The 21,022-nt window shown below is 59.1% G+C and carries 18 protein-coding genes; 12 read left to right on the forward strand and 6 right to left on the reverse strand.

Features of this window, described 5'->3' with window-relative positions; translation table 11 throughout:
* Positions 1–38 precede the first annotated feature (38 nt).
* Positions 39–785 (forward strand): aspartate/glutamate racemase family protein, encoded by a 747-nt coding sequence (locus ABHR76_RS01800; RefSeq protein WP_346976657.1) that lies wholly within the window; start codon positions 39–41, stop codon positions 783–785.
* Positions 786–910: 125 nt separating this feature from the next.
* On the opposite strand, the gene ABHR76_RS01805 is transcribed toward ABHR76_RS01800, so the two are convergent.
* The 5 genes from ABHR76_RS01805 to ABHR76_RS01825 form a co-directional block, all read right to left on the reverse strand.
* Positions 911–1,657: an energy-coupling factor transporter transmembrane component T family protein gene (locus ABHR76_RS01805; protein ID WP_346976658.1), complete on the reverse strand. Its 747-nt coding sequence runs from the start codon at positions 1,655–1,657 to the stop codon at positions 911–913.
* A complete protein-coding gene (locus ABHR76_RS01810; protein WP_346976659.1) occupies positions 1,650–3,401 on the reverse strand; it encodes an ABC transporter ATP-binding protein in 1,752 nt (583 codons plus the stop codon). The genes ABHR76_RS01805 and ABHR76_RS01810 overlap by 8 nt, the downstream gene beginning before the upstream one ends.
* Positions 3,402–3,613: 212 nt before the next feature.
* On the reverse strand, positions 3,614–4,186 hold the full coding sequence (locus ABHR76_RS01815; RefSeq protein ID WP_346976661.1) for a hypothetical protein: 573 nt from the start codon (positions 4,184–4,186) through the stop codon (positions 3,614–3,616).
* A 408-nt stretch (positions 4,187–4,594) separates the two neighbouring features.
* Positions 4,595–6,397 carry a C69 family dipeptidase gene (locus tag ABHR76_RS01820; protein ID WP_175406014.1) on the reverse strand — a complete coding sequence of 601 codons (1,803 nt, stop codon included), beginning with the start codon at positions 6,395–6,397 and terminating at the stop codon, positions 4,595–4,597.
* Positions 6,398–6,807: 410 nt separating this feature from the next.
* Positions 6,808–7,725, reverse strand: a complete 918-nt coding sequence (locus tag ABHR76_RS01825) for a diacylglycerol/lipid kinase family protein (RefSeq protein WP_022094107.1) — start codon at positions 7,723–7,725, stop codon at positions 6,808–6,810.
* 98 nt (positions 7,726–7,823) lie between these two features.
* Between ABHR76_RS01825 and rnd the strand changes: the two genes are divergently transcribed.
* The 9 genes from rnd (at position 7,824) to ABHR76_RS01870 (ending at position 16,947) form a co-directional block, all read left to right on the forward strand.
* Positions 7,824–8,957 (forward strand): ribonuclease D, encoded by a 1,134-nt coding sequence (gene rnd, locus ABHR76_RS01830; protein WP_138112152.1) that lies wholly within the window; start codon positions 7,824–7,826, stop codon positions 8,955–8,957.
* A gap of 64 nt (positions 8,958–9,021) precedes the next feature.
* Complete coding sequence (locus ABHR76_RS01835; RefSeq protein ID WP_138112154.1) at positions 9,022–9,726, forward strand: zinc metallopeptidase; 705 nt, start codon at positions 9,022–9,024, stop codon at positions 9,724–9,726.
* A 115-nt stretch (positions 9,727–9,841) separates the two neighbouring features.
* The gene (xseA, locus tag ABHR76_RS01840) at positions 9,842–11,293 is read left to right on the forward strand and encodes an exodeoxyribonuclease VII large subunit (protein ID WP_430392680.1); all 1,452 of its coding nucleotides are present in this window, start codon (positions 9,842–9,844) and stop codon (positions 11,291–11,293) included.
* A 42-nt stretch (positions 11,294–11,335) separates the two neighbouring features.
* The gene (gene xseB / locus ABHR76_RS01845) at positions 11,336–11,602 is read left to right on the forward strand and encodes an exodeoxyribonuclease VII small subunit (protein ID WP_006234311.1); all 267 of its coding nucleotides are present in this window, start codon (positions 11,336–11,338) and stop codon (positions 11,600–11,602) included.
* Between the two features lie 155 nt (positions 11,603–11,757).
* Positions 11,758–12,093: a histidine triad nucleotide-binding protein gene (locus ABHR76_RS01850; protein ID WP_035137921.1), complete on the forward strand. Its 336-nt coding sequence runs from the start codon at positions 11,758–11,760 to the stop codon at positions 12,091–12,093.
* A gap of 41 nt (positions 12,094–12,134) precedes the next feature.
* The gene (locus tag ABHR76_RS01855; RefSeq protein ID WP_138112158.1) at positions 12,135–13,025 is read left to right on the forward strand and encodes a LysR family transcriptional regulator; all 891 of its coding nucleotides are present in this window, start codon (positions 12,135–12,137) and stop codon (positions 13,023–13,025) included.
* A 119-nt stretch (positions 13,026–13,144) separates the two neighbouring features.
* Entirely contained in the window at positions 13,145–14,305 is a 1,161-nt protein-coding gene (locus ABHR76_RS01860; protein WP_138112160.1) for an MFS transporter, read from the forward strand.
* Positions 14,306–14,425: 120 nt separating this feature from the next.
* A complete protein-coding gene (locus ABHR76_RS01865) occupies positions 14,426–15,604 on the forward strand; it encodes an acetate/propionate family kinase (RefSeq protein ID WP_006234305.1) in 1,179 nt (392 codons plus the stop codon).
* A 164-nt stretch (positions 15,605–15,768) separates the two neighbouring features.
* The gene (locus ABHR76_RS01870) at positions 15,769–16,947 is read left to right on the forward strand and encodes an acetate/propionate family kinase (RefSeq protein ID WP_346976663.1); all 1,179 of its coding nucleotides are present in this window, start codon (positions 15,769–15,771) and stop codon (positions 16,945–16,947) included.
* 348 nt (positions 16,948–17,295) lie between these two features.
* Here the strand turns inward: ABHR76_RS01870 and pta are convergent, their stop codons facing one another.
* Complete coding sequence (gene pta, locus ABHR76_RS01875) at positions 17,296–18,276, reverse strand: phosphate acetyltransferase (RefSeq protein WP_346976664.1); 981 nt, start codon at positions 18,274–18,276, stop codon at positions 17,296–17,298.
* A 231-nt stretch (positions 18,277–18,507) separates the two neighbouring features.
* Here pta and glf point away from each other — a divergent pair, with 231 nt between their 5' ends.
* Together glf and ABHR76_RS01885 are read left to right on the forward strand one after the other, a co-directional pair.
* Positions 18,508–19,710, forward strand: a complete 1,203-nt coding sequence (gene glf, locus ABHR76_RS01880) for a UDP-galactopyranose mutase (protein ID WP_346976665.1) — start codon at positions 18,508–18,510, stop codon at positions 19,708–19,710.
* Positions 19,703–20,734 carry a glycosyltransferase family 2 protein gene (locus ABHR76_RS01885; protein ID WP_346976666.1) on the forward strand — a complete coding sequence of 344 codons (1,032 nt, stop codon included), beginning with the start codon at positions 19,703–19,705 and terminating at the stop codon, positions 20,732–20,734. The genes glf and ABHR76_RS01885 overlap by 8 nt, the downstream gene beginning before the upstream one ends.
* Positions 20,735–21,022: the final 288 nt, after the last annotated feature.

Below are 21,022 nucleotides of genomic sequence, written 5' to 3' on the forward strand. Positions count from 1 at the left end.
ATACGCGCAATTGCGTGGGCGTCACCAAGGAGGCGGCGATGGAAAAGCTGGGAGTTATCGGCGGCATGGGCGCCGAGGCCACGTCGTATTACTACGACCAGGTGGTACGTCATACGGCGGCTACCTGTGATCAGGAGCATATCGACATGGTGGTGCTTTCCAAGTCGACCATGCCTGACCGCACGCTGGCCATCAAGACCGGCGAGCATGCCGAGCTGTTGGCGACCATGAAGGAGTGCGCTCAGGCGCTCGAGTCGCTGGGCTGCGCGCACATAGCGATTCCCTGCAACACGTCACACTACTTCTACGACCAGATCCAGTCGTTTACGAAGGTGCCGATTATCCACATGCCGCGCGAGTCGGTGCGCTATGCTCTGGCCGGCGCGGTGATGGGGGAGTGCGAGTTCGACCCCAACCTGAGTATGCCGGCCGAGCCGGTGCGCAAGATCGGCATCATGGGCACCGACGGTACCGTGGGCGCAGACGTCTATGGGCGCGAATGTGAGACCGCGGGCGTTGAGGTCGTCTATCCCAGCGAAAAGCGTCAGGCCGACGTGATGTCGCTCATCTACGACGATGTGAAGGCCGGGCGCGAACCCGATATGGACAAGTTCGACCGCGTGATGTGGGAGTTCGCCCGTAGCGGCTGCGACCGCGTCATCCTGGCCTGCACGGAGCTTTCGGTGTTGCAGAAGTATCGCGAGATGCCCGAGATCACCCTCGATGCGATGGATGTCCTGGTGCGCGAATCCATCATCCGCAGCGGCGCCCCCTACCGCCTCTAGCTTCCGACCCGCCAAAAAGGGACAGGTTAATTTCGGTAGGTTTTATCTGGTGAAACAGTAAAGGCCTCGGCTCGTTTGGTGCGAGCCGAGACCTTTTGCGTTGGGCGGTTGCTGTCGGTGATGAACTAGAACAGGAAGCCGATGGCGATGAGGGCGATGCTGACGATGAGCACGGCGATGTCTAGGCCCTTGATGGGGTAGCGCTTGTACGAGCTGGCGCGCGTACGCAGATAGAAGCCGCGCTGTTCTGCCGCCAAGGCTGTGGCATCGGTCTTGCCCACGCTCGAGATGAGCAGTGGCACGCACAGTGGCAGCATGAGCTTGAGCTTCTTGATGGGGTTCTTGGTGTCGTACTCGACGCCGCGTGCGGTCTGCGCCTCCATGATGGCGTTCATCTCCTGACCAAACACCGGCACAAAGCGCAGCGCCGTGGTAAAGGTGAAGGCATAGCGATACGGCACGTGCAGCACCTCGACGCAGGCGTTGGCAAGGTCGTTGAGCTTGGTCACCATGAGCATGAGGATGAGTGGTAACGCCACGCCCAACAGGCGCAGACAGGCCTTCGATCCCGTGATGAGGCCCGTGTCGGTGATAAAGCTCCACACCACGTTGCCATCGCGCATAAAGGCTAGCTGGAGCACCAGCATGATAAGCGCGAGCGGAATCAGCAACTTGAGCAGCGAGAGCAGACGATCGACGACGCCGGCATAGGCGCCCAGCGCAAGGGTGAGTGCCAAAAAGCCCAGCAGCGCCACGTAGGTGTCGGACAAGAAGATGCCGACGATGACGGCGGCGGCGAGGCCCAGTTTGACGACGGGATTCAGGCTATGCAGCAGCGTATCGCCCGGCATGTAGTCGATGACGTTAACCACGGTGGACCATCTCCTTGGTAATTCGAACGACATCGGTGACCTCGCTCACCTGCGCAAAAGCGGGCGAGACGGAAGATGCCAGACGGCGCGAGAGTTCAATAACCTGGGGAGGCTCCACGTAGGCACGCCGCATGAGATCGATGTTCGAGAATAGCTCGTGCGTGCGGCCGCGGTCGAGGATGCGACCGTCGGCCATTACCACAATGCGCTCGGCAAAATCCGAGACGACTTCCATATCGTGGCAGACCATGATAACGGCGCAACCGCGCTCGGCCATGGTGCGCACCGTTTCCATGACGGTCATACACTCGCGGTAATCAAGGCCGCTCGTGGGCTCGTCGAGCACGACGATCTTGGGCTCAACCACTACGACGGAGGCAAGCGCCACCATTTGTCGTTGACCGCGCGAGAGCGAGAAGGGCGCCTCGTCGGCCGGCAAGCCAAAGCGGTCGATGACGAGTTGGGCACGACGCAGAGCCTCGGCGCGGTCCATGCCGCCAAGCTCCAAGCCAAAGGCGACCTCGTCGAGCACGGTGTCCTTGCAGATTTGACGGTCAGGGTTTTGGAAGAGGGTTGCGACCTCGCGGGCAATGCGGCTCGTGGGGACGGTTGCAGTATCCAGTCCCGTGACGCGCACGCTGCCCGAGGCGGGCTTGAGCAGACCCGTGAGCAGCTTGGTGAGCGTGGTCTTGCCGGCACCGTTCTGGCCGACGATGCCCACGAGCTCGCCGGGATAGAGCGTCAGGCTAAGGTCGTGTACGGCGGCGCCGCCATTGGGATAGGCAAACTCAACATGGTCGAAGGTGAGTACGGGTTCTGCGTCCTTGGCATGAGGGCGCAACGACGGTGCATGTGGGGAACCGGCAGGCGCCTGGGCTTCGATGGCCGCGTGTGCGGGGTCGACGATGCCCGAAATCAGGCGCTCGGCCTCATCGACATCCAAGCAAGGGGTACCACTTGCCAGACCATCGGCCTCGAGGCTATTGAAGATGCGCGTGACGCGAGGGCAGTCGACGCCGATGACACGGAGCTCGTCGGTATGCGCGAAGACCTCGTGTGGCTCGCCCTGCAGCGCGATTTCGCCATGGTTGAGCACGAGCACGCGGTTGCAGTACTCCGAGAGCAGGGCGACCTTTTGCTCAACGACGACGATGGTGATTCCAAGTGCGCGGTTTGCCTCACGCAGCGTCTCGAAGACCAACGTGGAGCTGGCGGGGTCGAGTGCCGCGGTGGGCTCGTCTAGAACCAAGACGCGCGGGCGCATGGCGAGGATGGCGGCGATGGCTACCTTTTGCTTCTGTCCGCCCGAGAGCGTGGCGATCTCGCGGTCGCGCAGGTCGCTGATGCCGACGGTCTCGAGCGTTTCGCTCACGCGCTGCTCGATCTGGTCGTGGGGAACGCCAAAGTTCTCGAGGCCAAAGAGCATCTCGTCCTCGACGACCGAAGCGACCATCTGCGTGTCGATATCCTGCAGCACACTGCCGACGATTTGCGACACGTCGGTGAGCGAGACTTCGCAGGTGTCGTGGTCGTCAACCATGACGGACCCAAAGAACGTGCCGGTGTAGTGGTGGGGCACGGCGCCCGACAGGCAGGCGGCAAGCGTGGACTTGCCGGCGCCCGAGGGCCCGATGATGCCGATGAAATCTTCCTTGTTCACGCTGAGCGAGATGTGGCTGAGCGCCTGCTCGGTCTGCGTGCCATAGGAGAACGAGACATCGTCGACGTTGATGATCGTTTCCATGGATACCTTTCATAGTCATTGGGGACAGTCTTAAATGACCAGTTGTTTAAGACCGTCCCAAAAAAGCTCGTTGTTTGGGACGGTCTTTGGTGGTGAAGCACGGAGACGGCTTTACGAGGGGCCCAGGTTGGCGCGAAAGAGGAGCGAAGCGTACTTGGGTACGCGAGCGACGAATGAACGCCAAGATGGGGTGGCTCGTAAAGCCGAGCGGGTTAGTTGAGCTTCAGGGCCTTCTGGATGGGCAGGTAGAGGGCGCCGACCAGGATGGCATTAAAGGCGGCGGTCATGGCGACGACGGGCAGCATGGCGGCAGCGAGCTCGCCCACCACGCCGAGCATGGCCATCTTGATGACCATGAAGATAACGCCCGAGACAAAGGTGGTCACGAAGGTTGCGACGATGGCGATGGCAGGCTTAACCTGCCCGTTCTTGCCAGCGGCGTTGACGATGGCGGCCATGAGCATAGCGGCGATGCCCTCGGCGGCAAAATCGACGAACGGCGAGGTGGTGGTGATCTGAATCACGGCGGCCGAGATGAGGCCGATGACGAGCGCCTGGCCAATATTGGGGCGAACGACCAGGATAGTGAGGCAGAAGGCCGAGATGATGAACTCGGGGCTGATCATGCCGCCCGAGATGCCCGAGATGGCCTTGCCAACAGTGAAGTTGAGGATGAAGCCGGCGGCAAGCAGGATGGCGAGCAGGACAAGGGCGCGGACATCGAGCTTGCCGCGGTCGGCGGTCTGGACGGTACGGGGCTGGGTGGCGGTGGTGTTCTGGGACATGGTGAAAATCCTTTCGGAAGGGGAGTACAAGAGTAAAGCGGAGGCGCGTGATGCGAATGCGATCGGGCTCGAGATGGAAAAAGGCCCCCGGTCGAAACCGGAGGCCTTCCAATCACCTAGAGCGCAAAAACAGGCGTGAGGGACTCACCGTCGACCGATCGTATTCGCATCACGCCACCACCAGTTGTTGAGAGACTTCATCGTGTCCTTCATATTGGTGACTCCTTTCGTGATGCCATGGCGCGGTCGCACCTAGTTGCTGTTGCGCTGCACTATAGCACAGCGAAGTGTGTGCGGGGGAATCTTTTTTGAAAAGATTTCAGGCGGGTTTCCCGTCGGTCAATAAGAGCGGGCTAAGCGGGTGAGGTGACTCATGTGCCCCGCCCGCTCAGCTAGGACATGAGGGTCTTAGGCCTTCTTGCGACGATAGATCACGTAGGCGCAGACACCGATGATGACGACGGCGCCAACGGCCATGGCGGCCATGTTGTTGCCCTCGGACTTCTCCTCGGCGGCCTCTTCCTCTTCGGCCTCGGGCTCGGCCACGTCCTCATCGGAAAGGGCCTCGTCGGCGTAGGTGATGGACTCGACCAGGCAGTCGTTGTCAGCATCGTAGTCACTCGGGACGAACTCCTCGGAGAAATCGCCCTCCTTGAGGTAGTCGCGCATCTCCTCGAGCATGGCCTTGCACTTAACATAGGTGTTCTTGGTTGCAGCCTTGCCGGCCTTGTTGGCCAGGGCGGTACGGGCCTCGGTGCCTTCTTCGGCCTGCATGGCCTCGTCGACGGTCAGGTTCTGCTCGATGAGTTCCTTCTGCAGGGCGTCGAGATAGGCGCGGACGCCGGTGGCGCAGTGGTCGCGGTTCTCATAGGCGAGCGTGTTGATGTCCATGAGGACGTAGTTGATGGAGTTCTTGGGCTCCTCGTTGTTCACGACGTCTTCCTCTTCGCAGTGATCGAAGGAGACATCCTGATCGCTGAAGTAGGGGCTGACCTCGGTGAGCAGTGCGGAGTAGAAGGGGATGGCGACGGAGAATTCGGCGTTGGAGAGCATCTCCCACTGAATGGTCGCGATCTCGGGGTCCATGCCCTGACGGATCTGGAAGGTGTGGATCTCGGTGTTGCGGTTGGAGCCGATGGCATAGGCGCCGTCGGTGTTGGCGTTGAGGCCGGCGACATTCTCGCCGCGAGCGGCGAAGGAACGAATCATCTCAAAGGTGTTCCAGTCGGACTTGCCGGGCTGGAAGAACAGCGGCTGCATCTCGTGGACCAGGGCGCCGGTCGTGGCGCGAGCCTCTTCGCGCTCGTCCTTGACGATCTCGTAGTCGGTGCCCTCGGCAAGCGGAGCCATGAAGTAATCACGACCCTGGATATAGCGCGACCACTGGTGCATACCGGCCTCGCTAATCTCCTCGCCGTAGGTCTTGGCGACGTCGAACTTGCCGTCGGTGTACTCGGCAAAGCCCTTCTCCTTAGGCATGGACTCGATGCCTTCGGAATGGAGACAGTTCTCGGTGTCATCGAGGTCGACGTTATAGGTGAGGTTGCCGATGTTGGGGTTGAGCGAGGCGATGTCATCGGCGAGCTTCATAGCAATCCACTGATGGCCGGAAAGCGCGGCGAACAACCAGGTCTCGGTGCTGTCGGCGATGATGATCTGGTCGTTGGAGCAGACGCCCTGCTCGTCGATCAGGCTGCCGATGAGCTCGACGCCCTCGCGGGCCGTGGCGCTCTCGCCCAGGATGACGCTGGCATAGCTGTATTCGCCAATGCCAGTCTCCTCGGTGATGGGGTCGGCCTCTTCGGCCTTCTCGTTATAGGAGGTGCTCAGCGTGGCAGAGCAGGAGACGCCCTTCTCGTTGATGCCTGCCTCGGAATATGCGTCGTAGCGATCTTCCCACTGCGAGGGGTTGTCGCGAACGAAGGTGTAGCGGTAGGTTGCGCCCTTGGACTTGTACTCAAAACCGGACTCGACCGAGGTGTACTCGTTGCCGTCCTTGTGTGCGGGCTCAATGCCAAAGTGCTTGACATAGCGCGGACCGAAGTCCTCGGAACGGCCGTAGTACGTGTTGCCGTCTGCCGTGAGCTTGCTGCCCATGTAGATCTGGGTGCAGGCGAGTGCCGAAGTCGGCATGGCCATGATGGCCGTTGCTCCAAACGCAAGGCCGCAGCCGAGCTTTTTGAGCGTGTTGACAGGATGAGTAAACCTCATAATCCCTCCCAACCGTTGAAACCCCGCGGAACCGTGCAGGATTTCAGCTAATAAATACATCTATTAGCCTATAGGAAGTCTCAATAGTATTCATCTATTTCGATGAAATACTCGATGAGCGTCCTAAAATATGCGATGAGCGGACAAGAATACTCATTATCTAGCTTTATTTAAATAAAGACGCCCTGCAATTACTGTACCTGAATAAAGCGCCTTGCACGGGGCACAAAGAAAAATCCCCCGCTGTCGTGCAAATGCATAAACAACAGGGGAGACGATAATTGGATGAATATCATACCAATGTGGAATTACTTCTTCCGGCGGTGGATCACGTTAATCGCATAGCCGACGAGCATGGCCAGAACAATGACGATAAAGCCGAGCAGGGGATTGTCGTTCATGGGGTCCTCCTATTTTCCGAGCGGGGAGAATTCGTCGACGATGAGGTCGAGGCATTGCGGAAGCGCGCGGGCTCCAAAGACGCCCGAGTTGCTGGAGATGATCTCGCCATCGAACTGCATGCCCAGCGACGGCGTGCAGGTGATTTTGGCTTCCTTGGTCTGGATGATCTTGAACTGCGGACGGCCGAGCACCTTGCCGGCGGGGTCGAGCGCGGCGGTGATCACAGTGGGCAGGAGCTGGACGGTTTTTACGGGCTCGATGACCGCGATGTCGACCATGCCGTCGTTCATGCGGCAGTCGGGGAACAGGTTGATGTCGTTTTGAATGACCGAGGTGTTGCCGGCCATGCAGCAGATGCCATCGAGCTCCTCGACAATGCCGTCATGCTCAATCGTAAAATGCGCCACCGTGGGGTTGGGTGTGGCGAGCGCCGACAGGAAATAGGCGATCTCGCCGATGTCGTTTTTGGCGGGGGCGGCCTTCATCATGATCTCGGCGTCGAAGCCCGAGCCGGCGATGATGATAAAGCCGTGGCGCTTCTCGTTGCCGTTCTCGTCGAGCCAAAAGAGCTCGCCCATGTCCACTTTGACCGTGCGACCGGCGCGGCAAGCCTTGGCAAGCGCCGCTGCCTCGGGGGCATTGCCGATGTTGTTGAAGAACAGGCAGGCTGTGCCGGAGGGGAAGACGAGCGTGGGGACACCGCATCCGCGCATCTGGTCGAGCACGTTGGAGACGGTGCCGTCGCCGCCCGAAACGACCACGCGATCAAACTCGCGCACGTCTGCCACGGCGTCCTCGGGCTCCATGCCATCGCCGATAAAACGCATCACGACCTCGTCGCCGCCCTGCGCGAGGGCGTGCGTGAATGCGTAGATTTCATCTGAGCTGGGGCCCGATGCCGGGTTGTGGATGATAAGGCAGCGCATACTTACGTTCCCGTTCTGTGACTAACCGAGTATAGTTGTAAGGCAATGCCGATATCCTACCCGTGTTTTTCGGGCCTAACCTTATTCGATGGGTTGATATGTACATTTCCACACATCAGGCTCTACTCGACTTTTGCCAGCGCGCCCGTGAGTTCGACGCGATTGCCGTCGATACCGAGTTTTTGCGCGAGCGCACGTTCCATCCGCGCCTGTGCTTGGTTCAGATTGCCACCCCTGCCGAGAGCGTCGCGGTCGATCCTTTGGTGATCGACGACCTGTCGCCGCTTGCCGAGCTTATGGCCGACGAGAGCGTGACTAAGGTCTTCCACGCCTGCTCGCAGGATATGGAGGTCATGCTCCATACCGTGGGCGTGCTGCCGCGTCCCATTTTTGACACGCAGGTGGCCGCCGCCTTTTTGGGCGAGCGCCAGCAGATTTCCTACGGCGCGCTCGTGCAGACGTCTTGTGGCGTCTCATTGCCCAAGACCGAGTCGCTGACCGACTGGTCGCGCCGCCCGCTGACTGATAAGCAGGTCGAGTACGCGATCGATGACGTCAAGTACTTGATCGTCGCCTATACCGAGATGATGAGTCGCCTGCGCGAGCTGGGCCGGGTGGACTGGGTGCTCGACGAGTTGCGTCCGCTGGCCGACGAGTCGCACTACCGCGCCGACCGCCATGAGGCGTTTCGCAAGGTCAAGCGCATCAACTCGTGTAGCCGTCACCAGTTGGGCATCGCACGCGAGCTTGCCGCTTGGCGCGAGGACCGCGCCGAGCGCCGCAACATCCCGCGCAAGTGGGTCATGTCCGACGATACGCTGCTGGCCCTGGTTAAACGTAATCCCGTTCGTGTTGAGGAGTTCCGCAGCATTCGCGGTACCGACCAGCTGGGGGAGCGCGACGTGGACGGCGCGCTCATGGCCATTAAGCGCGGTGCGAGCTGCCCACACGATCGCCTGCCGCTCATGGTGCGCGGGCACCGTCAGATTTCGCCGGAGTTGGAGAGCGTGACGGACCTGATGTATGCGCTCATTCGCCTGGTTGCCGAGCGCTCGGGCGTGGCGACCTCGGTCATTGCCTCGCGCGATGACCTGGCCGACTATATTGAGCATCCCGAGCAGAGCCCCCTGCGCGAAGGCTGGCGCTTTGAGCTCGTGGGTTCGCGTCTGGACGATCTGCTTTCCGGCAATATGGGGCTCACCGTGAAGGACGGAAAGATTGAACTGTTATAGGGAAGCCTAGCCGGCTGAGTGGGTAGAATGCCTCCAACGTGTAACTCGATTCGGAGGAATTCGCATGCCTTATTACTATGGATACGGCTTTGGCATTGACCCGCTGTACCTGCTGGTTGTTCTTGTCTGCACGGTGCTTGGCCTTGCCGCGCAGAGCTATATCAACTCGACGTACAAGACGTGGTCCAAGGTTCGCTCGGACGGCGACACGGGTGCCACGGTCGCTCGTCGCATGCTCGATGCCAACGGTTGCAACGCCGTGGGTATCAAGGGCGTTGCCGGCGAGCTCACCGATCATTACAACCCGCAGGACAACAACCTGTATCTGTCGGATGCCAACCGTTCGGGCGGGTCGGTTGCAAGCGTTGCCGTGGCCTGTCACGAGGCGGGCCATGCTGCCCAGCGTCAAAGTGGTTATGCCATGATGAAGGTACGTACCGCTTTGGTTCCCGTCGTCAACTTTACCCAGAACACCTGGACGATCGTGCTGCTCATGGGCCTGTTCATGAACATCGCGGGGCTCACGACCCTCGCGCTGGTCTTCTTCTCGTTTAGCGTGCTGTTCCAGCTGGTTACGCTGCCGGTCGAGATCGATGCCAGCCGACGCGCCGTGGCGTATATCGAGCAGTCGGGCATGAGCTCCAAGCAGGTCAACGGTGCCAAGAAGGTCCTGACGGCGGCCGCGCTCACCTACGTGGCGGCGGCGCTCACCTCGATTATTCAGCTGCTCTACCTGATGGCTCGCTACAACAGAAACTCCAACCGATAACAAGTTGGCTTGACAGGCGCCGCGGAGATTCTTGTCCCCGCGGCGCTGTACTATGTGTTGGACTTGAATCTGCGCAGGGTCGAAGCCCTTGTGCTCGATGACGAAAGGGGGCTGCGTGGCAGGCTGGAATCTGACCGGCAATACCGTTTCCGCCGAGTTCGACGGATCGGACGAGCAGGAGCGCAAAGAGCTCAGCGTGAGCCAAGCGGTGGAGATCGCCGCCGGCGCGCTCGATGCCATTCCGCAGTTGAGCGTTTTGGGTGAGGTCACGGGTTTTCGTGGTCCCAATGCCCGAAGCGGCCACTGCTACTTCCAGATTAAGGACGACTCGGCGGCCGTCGACTGCATCATCTGGAAGGGCGCCTACCTTAAGCGCACCTTCGATCTGCGCGACGGCATGCAGGTAAGCTTTAAGGGCAGCTTCAATCTCTACAAGCCTACGGGTCGCATGAGCTTTGTCGCTCGCTCATTCTCGCTGGCGGGGGAGGGCCTGCTGCGTCAACAAGTGGCGCAACTGGCCGAAAAGCTCCGCCGCGAGGGCCTGATGGACGAAGCGCGCAAGCGCCGTATCCCGGTGTTCTGCTCACGCGTGGCGGTCGTCACCTCGCTTTCGGGCGCCGTGATCGACGACGTCAAGCGTACGCTGCGCCGTCGCAACCCGCTCGTCGAGCCTGTCTGCGTGGGCGCAAAGGTCCAGGGCGAGGGCGCGCCGGCAGAGCTTATTGAAGGCTTGCGCCGCGCCGCTGCCATTACGCCGGCGCCCGATTGCATTTTGCTTGTCCGTGGCGGCGGCTCCTTCGAGGACCTCATGACCTTTAACGACGAGGAGCTTGCCCGTGCGGTGGCGGCTTGCCCCGTGCCCGTGGTGACCGGCATTGGCCATGAGCCCGATACCTCGATTTGCGACATGGTGAGCGACCGTCGCGCCTCCACGCCAACGGCAGCGGCAGAATCGGTGGCGCCGGCTATGACGGAGTTGGCCGACGTGCTCGAGACGCGCCATCAACGTCTGGGTGCCGCGATGGCTTCGATGATCGGGTCGGATCAGGTCGATCTGGAAATGCTCGACCAGCGCGGTCGTCGTGCCTGGGACACCTATACGGCTCGTTTGGTTGACGCGCTCGATGCGGCCGCGTGCCGCCCGTGCCTCAACGATCCAACGTTTATGGTCGAGCGTCGCGAGTCCGAGCTTGCGCTGACTGCCGATCGACTGTCGGGCGCCATAACGCGTTCGGTTGGGGCCTTCCGCTCCAACTTCGAGCGTCTGCCCGAGCGCTTGATCGCAAGCACCTCGGGGCTCGATGGCAAACGCCATGCGCTCACGCTTGCGAGTTCCCGTCTGGAGCATCAGGGGCGCACAATGCTCAACAAGTCAGCTTCCGACTTGGGCCGTGCAGCGGCTTCGCTCGATGCCCTGTCGCCGCTCAAGGTACTTGCCCGCGGCTATTCCATCGCGTACAGCGATGATGGTGTGGCTACGAGCGCCAAGAGCTTTAAGCCCGGCGATGCCATCCGCGTGCGTATGGCAGACGGCAACGTGGCTGCAACGGTCGATACGGTCGAGTAACCCGCGTTTCATAGCGATAAACCTTTAGGAAAGGAAACAGATATGGCAGAGAAGACCCCGGTCGAGCAGCTTACGTACAAGCAGGCCTCGCAGGAGCTGGAGCTCATCATCCGCAGCCTGGAGTCGGGCGATATGGAGCTCGAGGAGTCGCTCGAGAGCTATACCCGCGGCGTCGAGCTCCTCAAGAGCCTGCGCACCCGCCTGTCCGATGCCGAGCAGAAGGTCTCGGTGCTTCTTAAGGACGTCGACGGCAACGACGTGCTCGCCGACGGCGAAGCCGCCAACACCGACGACAACCTCTCGTTCTAACCATCCCACAGCCCACTTTGGGGTAGTCTTTTTGGGACGGGGCTTTTTTGACTACCCTTTGGCGACGGCTCGCCGAGCACTTGCTTTTGCGAAAAAGTAGTCAAAAAAGCCCCGTCCCAAAAAGACTACCTTGGTCTGTAAGAAAGGAACCAGCCATGTGTGATTGCATCTTCTGTAAAATCGCCAACCACGAGATCCCCTCGACTGTTGTCTACGAGGACGACCAGGTCATCGCCTTCGACGACCTCAACCCCCAGGCGCCGGTCCACACGCTCGTGATCCCCAAGAAGCACTACAGCGACATCGCCGACAACGTGCCTGCCGAGACCATGGGCGCCATGGCCCATGCCATCCAGGAGGTCGCTAAGGCCAAGGGCCTGGAGGACGGTTTCCGCGTCATCTCCAACAAGGGCGTCAACGCCGGTCAGACCGTCATGCACTTCCACATGCACGTCCTCGGCGGCAAGAACCTGGGCGAGAACCTCATCTGAGGACGCACAGCCCGTCGCCTTGGCTGCCTTTGGAGTAACCTATGCAGCTTTCTCAACTCGAATACCTTCAAGCGGTAGCGAACTACGGCGGCGTGCGCAAAGCGGCTCGCGCCGTTCACGTGAGCCCACAGGCCGTTTCGTCGGCAATCAAAAAGTTGGAATCTGAGTATCAGATTGTTTTGCTCGACCGATCGGCGGGGGAGGCTGTTTTGTCTCCGGCGGGCAGAGAATTTGCGTGTCGTGCACGCGTGATCCTGGCACAAGTCGACGATCTCAAAAAGTACGCTCAATCGGGGAACGGCGGCGTTTCGCCCGACGGCCACTTCCGTCTTTACGCCCCCTGTCTTCACGGGCGGGGGCGTCTTTTTTCCGAAAACTGGTACGACTCGTTTGAAAGCTCGCACCCCCAGATTCACCTTGATGTTTGGCATCAGCCAACGGCCACATGCTTTGAGTCGCTTATGCTTGGAATTTCGGACGCGGCCATCTCATTTGAGGAACCAAGGGACAGCGTCCTTTCTTCGAAATACTTGGGTGAAAAGGAGCTCAAGGTTCTTTCGTGTCCAGCGGGTCATCAATCTGTGGGCGCCATGACCATTCGCGAGCTACTGAGCGGCAGGCTCGCTGTTCCCATTAATTTGTCACCCTGTCTCAATGCGATTAACCAATGCCCTGAAGCCCAGCTCGTCAATTTTCGCTTCCGTGATGTTGAATACGGAAGCAGGGCTCAGGCTGAGTTTCTTCAAGCCGGGGGATTGATATTGAGTTTGTCTGGGTCCTCTCTCGCATCGGATGGATCAGAAGTGAGTGAGTGCTCCATTGAAGCCTCGCATGACGTGGCCTTGCCCATCTATTTTTGCTATCGACAAAATGCCTGGACCGATCGACACCAGACGGTTTTTCTGCACCTATTGCGTCATCTTGCTTCGTGAAATTAATTGGCTTCGAGACGTCAAGTGATTATTGACGCCTTGTAACACATAGCTGACAGCTTTGCCCTCATGCTTTTCCAAGATTCTGATTTAGATTGCTGGCTCTTGGAGGGCGGAGCATGAAAAACCGTACGGTTTTGCTTTATATGACGTTCGTTTTTCTGTCGAACTTCAGCACCATTTTGTATTTTCTGACGGTTTACCTTGAATTCGTCGGATTCTCGATGGTAGCGATTTCTAGCATGATGATTGCATACCAAGTGAGTAAGTTCATTCTTGAGGTTCCTACTGGTTATATTGCTGACAGGTTTGGACGAAAGACAAGCGGTCTCGTTGGCGTCGTGGGAATGCTTGGATACTACGCCGCCCTACTTTTCACCCGTTCTCCTTTGCTTTTAATCGGCGCGTTTGCTCTCAAAGGATTTGCAGTTGCATGTGTGAGCGGATCCATAGAAGCGATCTACATTGACAGCGTCTCTCAGGACCAGCTCGTAAGACTTAATGTCGTTGAGCGATTTGTTTTCTATGCCTCTTATGCCATCTCCGCTTGCGTGGGCGGTTTCATTTCGTCTGTCGGTGCATATCTCATTGGTCTTTCGGCAGATATCATCGCAATGGTGTTGACGTTGGTTGTCGTTGTCTGCATTCCTGAGATGCGAAGAGGGGACACTGCAGCGACACCTAAGCGTGGAATTAGCCCGAAGATGATCGGTGCCGCTATTGCGCGTAACGGCATTCTTCGTTCAGCGTTCATCATGGACTGCTCTCAGGCATTTGCTTTTGTCGCCCTGGAAGACTTTTTCTCACTGTTGCTTGCGGGTCGCGGAATGAATGCCGTCGCTTCGGGTGTGATCATTGCGGTCCAGCTCCTTGCCTCGGCCTCCATGGGGCTTATTGTGCCCAGTGTGATTGCTCATGTCGACAAGGGCCGTTTTGCGCGTATTTGCGGCATCGTGCGCCTTTCCCTGACTGCTCTGTTTTTGATTCCCTTTACTCCGGTCTATTTGCTGCCCGTGTTCTATGTACTGCAGACGGTCGCTTACTCGTTATTTGCGCCAATTAAATACTCAATTTTTCAAAATGCTGTCGATTCTTCGATGCGCTGTTCACTAATTTCGGTCCAAAGCCAGATGGTGGCGGTGGGCGCTATCCTTTTCTATCTGTTCAATGCTGCGTTGAGCAGCATCGCGGGCATTCGAGTCATATTGCTTGTAGCGCTCGGGATATCTTCTTTGGTGTATATCCCCGCGCTCTTTCGTCTTACAAGTCAAAGGCCATGAGTATTTGGGCACCGATAACTTATATATCAACGCAATAAACCCGAGCGCGAGGGCGTTTGGGTTTATTATTGAAGCGTATGTAACCTGGCGGCGCCACACCGCCTGTTAGTAGGGAGACACATGAACGTTCTGGTCGTCAACGCAGGATCTTCGACGCTTAAGTATCAGGTCATCGATACCAAGTCCCACAAGGTGTCCGCAAAGGGCTCCTGCGAGCGCGTCTGCTTTACCGGCGGTACCTTCACCCACGCTGCCAACGGTTCCAAGAAGGTGACCGAGAACATCGAGTTCCCCGACCACAAGGTCGCCATCGAGGTCGTCCTGAAGGACCTCGAGGCCAACGGCGTCAAGATCGAGGGCATCGGCCACCGCATCGTTCAGGGCGGTTGGTACTTTGGCGATTCCTCCCTCGTCGACGAGGACGTTCTCGCCAAGATTCGCGAGGTCGCTCCGCTCGCCCCGCTGCACAATAACCCCGAGGCCAACGTTATCGAGTACTGCCTGGAGCAGTATCCCGACCTGCCCAACGTCACGGTCTACGACACCGCTTTCCACTTCAACATGCCCGAGGTCGCCAAGACCTACGCCCTGCCCAAGGACGTTTGCGACAAACTGCACATCCGTAAGTACGGCGCCCACGGCACCAGCTATCGCTACATCTCCAAGAAGGTTGCCGAGATGACCAACGGCGAGGCCCGCAAGGTCGTTGTGTGCCACATCGGTTCCGGTGCCTCCCTGTGCGCCATCGAGGACGGCAAGTGCATGGATACAACCATGGGTCTCACCCCGCTCGACGGCGTCATGATGGGCACCCGCTGCGGCTCCATCGACCCGGCTACTGTGTGCTACCTGCAGCGCGAGGGCGGCTACACCTTCGACGAGGTCGACGAGATGATGAACAAGAAGTCCGGCCTTTTGGCTGTGACCGGCGGCAAGACCAACGACTGCCGCAACGTCGAGGAGCTCGCCGCTGCTGGTGACCCCGAGGCTCAGCTCGCCTTCGACATGTTTGTCTACAAGATTGCCGCCAAGGCTGCCGAGATGGCCACTTCTATGTGCGGTATGGACACCCTGGTCTTTACCGCCGGCATCGGCGAGCACGCTCCGGCTGTCCGCGCCGGCGTTGCCGACCGCTTGGCCTTTATGGGCGTCAAGATGGATCATGCCCGCAACGCCCTGCGTGGTGACGGCGCTTGGTGCCTGTCTGCCAAGGATTCCAAGGTCAAGATTTTCGTCATCCCCACGGACGAGGAGTTCATGATCGCTTCCGACGTCGAGCGCATCGTCAACGGCAAGTAATTGATGCAAGGGGAGGGGACTGGATGGCCTGGTGCCGTTCGGCCCCCTTTTATGCGCTTTGGGCGAAGAGTTTAATAGAGAATTATTGAACTCTGATAACTTCTTATTAAGGATACGGCCGCTTTATTGGTTTGCCGACCGTATTGTAATCACGAAGGAGTCTCATGAACGTACTTGTTGTCAACGCCGGCAGCTCGAGCCTTAAATATCAGCTTTTGGACACCGATACCCGCGAGGTTTTCGCCAAGGGTAACTGCGAGCGCATCGGCTCGGAGATGGGTATCTTTGGCCATTCCGAGAACGGTGGCGCCAAGCAGACCGAGGAGATTCCTTTCCCCGACCATCGCTCGGCTATCGCACGCGTGCTCGAGGAGCTCGAGAAGACCGACTTTGCGATCGATGGCATCGGCCACCGCATCGTTCAGGGCGGCTGGTACTTCGATGATTCCGCGGTCGTCGACGATGAGGTCATGGCTAAGATTCTCGAGGTGGCGCCGCTCGCCCCGCTGCACAACTACGGCGAGGCCGCAGCGATTGAGTATTGCCGCGAGAAGTATCCGGAGCTGCCCAACGTTGCCGTCTTCGATACCTCGTTCCACATGACCATGCCCGAGGTCGCCTACACCTACGCCCTGCCCAAGGACGTCTGCGACAAGTACCACGTGCGGAAGTACGGCGCCCACGGCACGAGTCACCGTTACGAGTGGATGATGGCCAAGGAGATCCTGGGCACGCGCTGCCACCGTCTGCTGTCGTGCCACCTGGGCAACGGCGCCTCGCTCGCCGCTATCGAGGACGGCGTGTGCCGCGACACCACGATGGGGCTCACGCCGCTTGACGGCCTGATGATGGGAACCCGCTGCGGCTCCATCGACCCGGCCACCGTGTGCTACCTGCAGCGTGAGGGCGGCTACAGCTACCAGGAAGTCGACGACATGATGAACAAGCAGTCTGGTCTGCTTGCTATCTCGGGTATCTCCAACGACGCCCGCGACATCCGCACGCGCGCCTCCGAGGGCGACGAGCGCTGCCTGCTCGCCTTCGATATGTTCGCCTACAAGGCCATGCAGCAGGCCGGCTCCATGATCGCTTCCATGGCGGGCGTGGACACCATCACCTTTACCGCCGGCATTGGCGAGAACGACTGGTCGATTCGCAAGGCCTTCTGCGACTGCTTTGAGTGGCTGGGCGTGCGCATCGACAACAACAAGAACCGCGAGGCCGTGGGCAATGGCCCGCAGGTCATCAGCGCCGCCGGCTCTTCCGTCACGGTCATGGTCATCCCCACCGACGAGGAATACATGATCGCCCACGACGTCGAGCGTCTGACCAAGAACAACTAACGCGCGCATTTGCAAGTAAACGAAAGGCCTCCAGAGCAACAGCTCGGGAGGCCTTTTTGCTGGCAGGCGGAAATTTCAGTCCCAAAGTGATCATCACCAGTAACGCCTGCACTCTCAGCAGCGACACCCATCCATTCAAATCCTCAGCTCTAGCTCGTAGCCAAGCCGCCGTCCACCCCAGATTCCCTGAGCATCACGTAGCGGCAGGGGCCCTACAGGGTAAAGCTCTGAAAACATTCCGCAGGACGGAGGAAGCCCCCGCCGCACGTAGTGCGCAGCGGGGGCTTCCGACATGTCCGAGGACGTTTTCAGAGCTTTACCCTGTAGGGCCCCGAGGGGGTATGTCTGCTACTCAGCCATCTGAGCCTGGACGGCGGTGATGGCTACGACACCCACGATGTCGTCGGCAGAGCAGCCGCGCGACAGATCGTTGACCGGCTTGGCGATGCCCTGCAGGATGGGGCCGTAGGCGTCGGCGCCGGCGAAGCGCTGGACCAGCTTGTAGCCGATGTTGCCGGCCTCGAGGTCGGGGAACACGAGCACGTTGGCCTTGCCGGCAACGGAGGAGCCGGGAGCCTTGAGCTGGGCGACGGTGGGGATAATAGCGGCATCGAGCTGCAGGTCGCCGTCGATGGCGAGCTCGGGAGCCTTCTCCTTGCAGAACTTCACAGCCTCCTGGACCTTCTTGGCGACCTCGCCGCCAGCGGAGCCCATGGTGGAGTAGGAGAGCATGGCCACGTGCGGCTCAACGTTGCCCATGAAGGTGGACCAGGAGTGAGCGGAGGCGATGGCGATCTCGGAGAGCTCGTCGGAGGACGGGTTGATGTTGAGGCCGCAGTCGGCGAAGATCAGCGTGCCGTCGGTGCCGAACTGCGGGGTGTCGGTGCACATCACGAAGAAGGCCGAGACCAGCTTGGTGCCCGGGGCGGTCTTGAGGATCTGCAGCGCGGGGCGCAGGGTGTCGGCGGTGGAGTGGCAGGCGCCGGAGACCAGGCCGTCGGCATCGCCCATCTTGACCATCATGGTGCCAAAGTAGGTAGCGTCCATCACCTGGGCGCGAGCCTGCTCGATGGTGACGCCCTTCTTGGCGCGGAGCTCGGCAAACTTCTGCGCGTACTCCTCGTGCTTCTCGGCATTGCGCGGATCGATGACGGTAGCGCCGGGAACGTTGATCTCGTCGGGGTTACCCAGGATGACGATCTTTGCCAGGCCCTCCTCGATGATCTTGGTGGCTGCGACGATGGTGCGCGGATCCTCGCCCTCGGGCAGGACGATCGTCTTAAGGTCGGCCTTGGCGGCAGACTTCATACGGTTTAGGAAATCGCTCATGTTACTCCTTACAAGCGTTTCGCTAAGCTCCAGGCGCCCGGCTGTTCACGAATAAACCCGCTGCTAGCGGGTTTACCTTTCAATTATGTTCGCCGCGGTGCTTGAGCTTTCCTTGTGTGGCAAGCTCATTATAGGACGCATTAGCGCTATAATCGCTCTGATAAATATGTCTCGAAGAATGTTCGAGAAAAGCCCAGCTAACGAGCCCGTGGCTTTTGACAAGGAGTATCGATGCAGATTACCTCAGGCCTGCCTGAAGGCTTTAACGCCGGCGCATACGACATGATTGTCGTCGGTGCCGGTTATGCCGGTGCCGTTTGTGCCCGCCGTCTCGCCGAGACCATCGGCTATCGTGTTGCCGTTCTGGAGCGCCGTAGCCACATTGCGGGTAACGCCTACGACTGCGCTGATGAGGCCGGAATCCTGGTCCACGAGTATGGTCCGCACATCTACCATACCTTTAATGAGCGCGTCCACAATTTCCTGTCGCGCTTTACCAAGTGGACGGACTACCAGCACAAGGTGCTTGCCAACATCAACGGCACCCTCATGCCCGTGCCTTTTAACCACGCGAGCCTCAAGCTCGCCTTTGGCGACGAGCGCGGCGAGGAGCTGTATCAGAAGCTCGTGGAGACCTTTGGCAAGGACGTCAAGGTGCCCATCATGGAGCTGCGCAAGAAGAACGACCCGGATCTTGCCGAGGTCGCCGATTACGTCTACGAGAACGTCTTTTTGCATTACACCATGAAGCAGTGGGGCCAGACGCCCGACCAGATCGATCCCTCGATCACCGGTCGCGTTCCCGTCTTTGTGGGCGACGATGACCGCTACTTCCCGCAAGCTCCCTTCCAGGGCATGCCGCAGGAGGGCTACACGGCGCTCTTTGAGCACATGCTCGACCACGACCTGATCGACGTGTTCTGCGACGTGGACGCCCGTGACCTCTTTGAAATCGACGAGACTACCGTCAAGATCGACGGCAAGGTCTATGGTGGCGAGATCGTCTACACCGGTCCGCTCGATGAGCTGTTCAATCTCGATCTGGGCGCGCTACCGTACCGCACGCTCGACATGAAGTTCGAGACGCTCGATATGGACCAGTTCCAGCCCGTGGGCACCGTCAACTACACCACGAGCGAGGACTACACGCGCATTACCGAGTTCAAGAACATGACCGGTCAGATCCTGCCCGGCAAGACCACCATCATGAAGGAGTACTCTAAGGCCTATACGCCCGGCTCGGACGAGACGCCGTACTACGCCATTCTTGAGCCCGAGAACCGTGAGCTCTATGAGCGCTATCTTGAGCGCGTCCAGAACCTGACGAACTTCCACCCGGTGGGTCGTCTGGCCGAGTATCGTTACTACGATATGGACGCTGTGACCAATTCCGCCCTCGATCTTTCGGATGAGATTATCGCCTGCCATGCATAAAGTCATAACATTCGGTATTCCCTCGTATAACGCCGCCAAGGACATGGACCATTGCATCACCTCCATCTTGGAGGGGAGCAATTACGCCACCGATATCGAGATTATCGTGGTGGACGACGGCTCCAAGGACGAGACGGCCGCCAAGGCCGACGAGTGGGAGGCCCGTTATCCTGGAATCATCCGCGCGGTGCACCAGGAGAATGGCGGTCACGGTATTGCCGTCCTTTCGGGTCTGCGCGAGGCGCAGGGCACCTACTACAAGGTTGTCGACTCGGATGACTGGCTCGACGCTGCGGCTCTTTCGACTATGCTGTCGATTCTGCGTGGCTTTGAAGAGCGCGATCAGCGCGTTGACCTGTTTATCTCGAACTACGTGTACGAGAAGGTTTACGAGGGCACGCATACCGCTATTGGCTACAAATTTGCCCTGCCGCGCAAAAAGATCTTTTCCTGGGATCAGATCGGTCATTTCCGCCTGGACCAGAACCTACTCATGCACAGCCTGTGCTATCGCACGGATGTGCTGCGCGAGTCCAACCTTCCCATGCCGCCGCACACGTTCTATGTGGACAACATCTACGCCTACGTGCCACTGCCGCGTTGCAAGACCATGTACTACGCCGACATCGACCTCTACCGCTACTTTATCGGCCGCGAAGGTCAGAGCGTCAACGAGGCAACGATGGTCAAGCGTCTGGACCAGCAGTTCCGTGTTACGCGTATCATGATGGAGTCGTACCACCTGTACAGCGATGTTGAGTCGTCGCGCCTGCGCTCGTACATGATGGGCTACTTCACCATGATGATGGCGATCTGCTCGGTGCTCACCAAGCTTTCCGAGGAAGATTGCGCCGACGAGCGCCTAAAGATGCTGTGGAATGATTTGAAGGCCTACGACGAGCGCATGTATCGTCGTGCCCGCTACGGCGTGGTCGGGTTCTTCACCAATCTGCGCGGACGGGCCGGAGACAAAACCACACTCGGCCTATACCGTCTTGCCTCAAAGATCTTCAAATTCAACTAGCTGCTGAGTAATCGCTGTTGATAGGTTGACTGGGCCCCTTGGCCTTTAGTTTGCTACTGCGAACAGTCCTGCTCGCACGGAAAGCACATTAAGTGCTTTCCGGCTCGTGCGGAACTTGTATCAAACTAAAGGCCAAGGGGCCTCTGCTATAAGAATCGATTGTCAGTTTATTTGAATTTGAAGATCTTCGACGCGCGGTACACAGGGGCCTGGGCTGAAAAGAATTAAGTTGGTAGTCGGTCGGAGGCGGGCGGGCATTACGTTTGTCGCGAGTTCCGCATGCAAAGA

This window comes from Collinsella aerofaciens, assembly GCF_039752985.1.
Lineage (GTDB): Bacteria > Actinomycetota > Coriobacteriia > Coriobacteriales > Coriobacteriaceae > Collinsella > Collinsella aerofaciens_BT.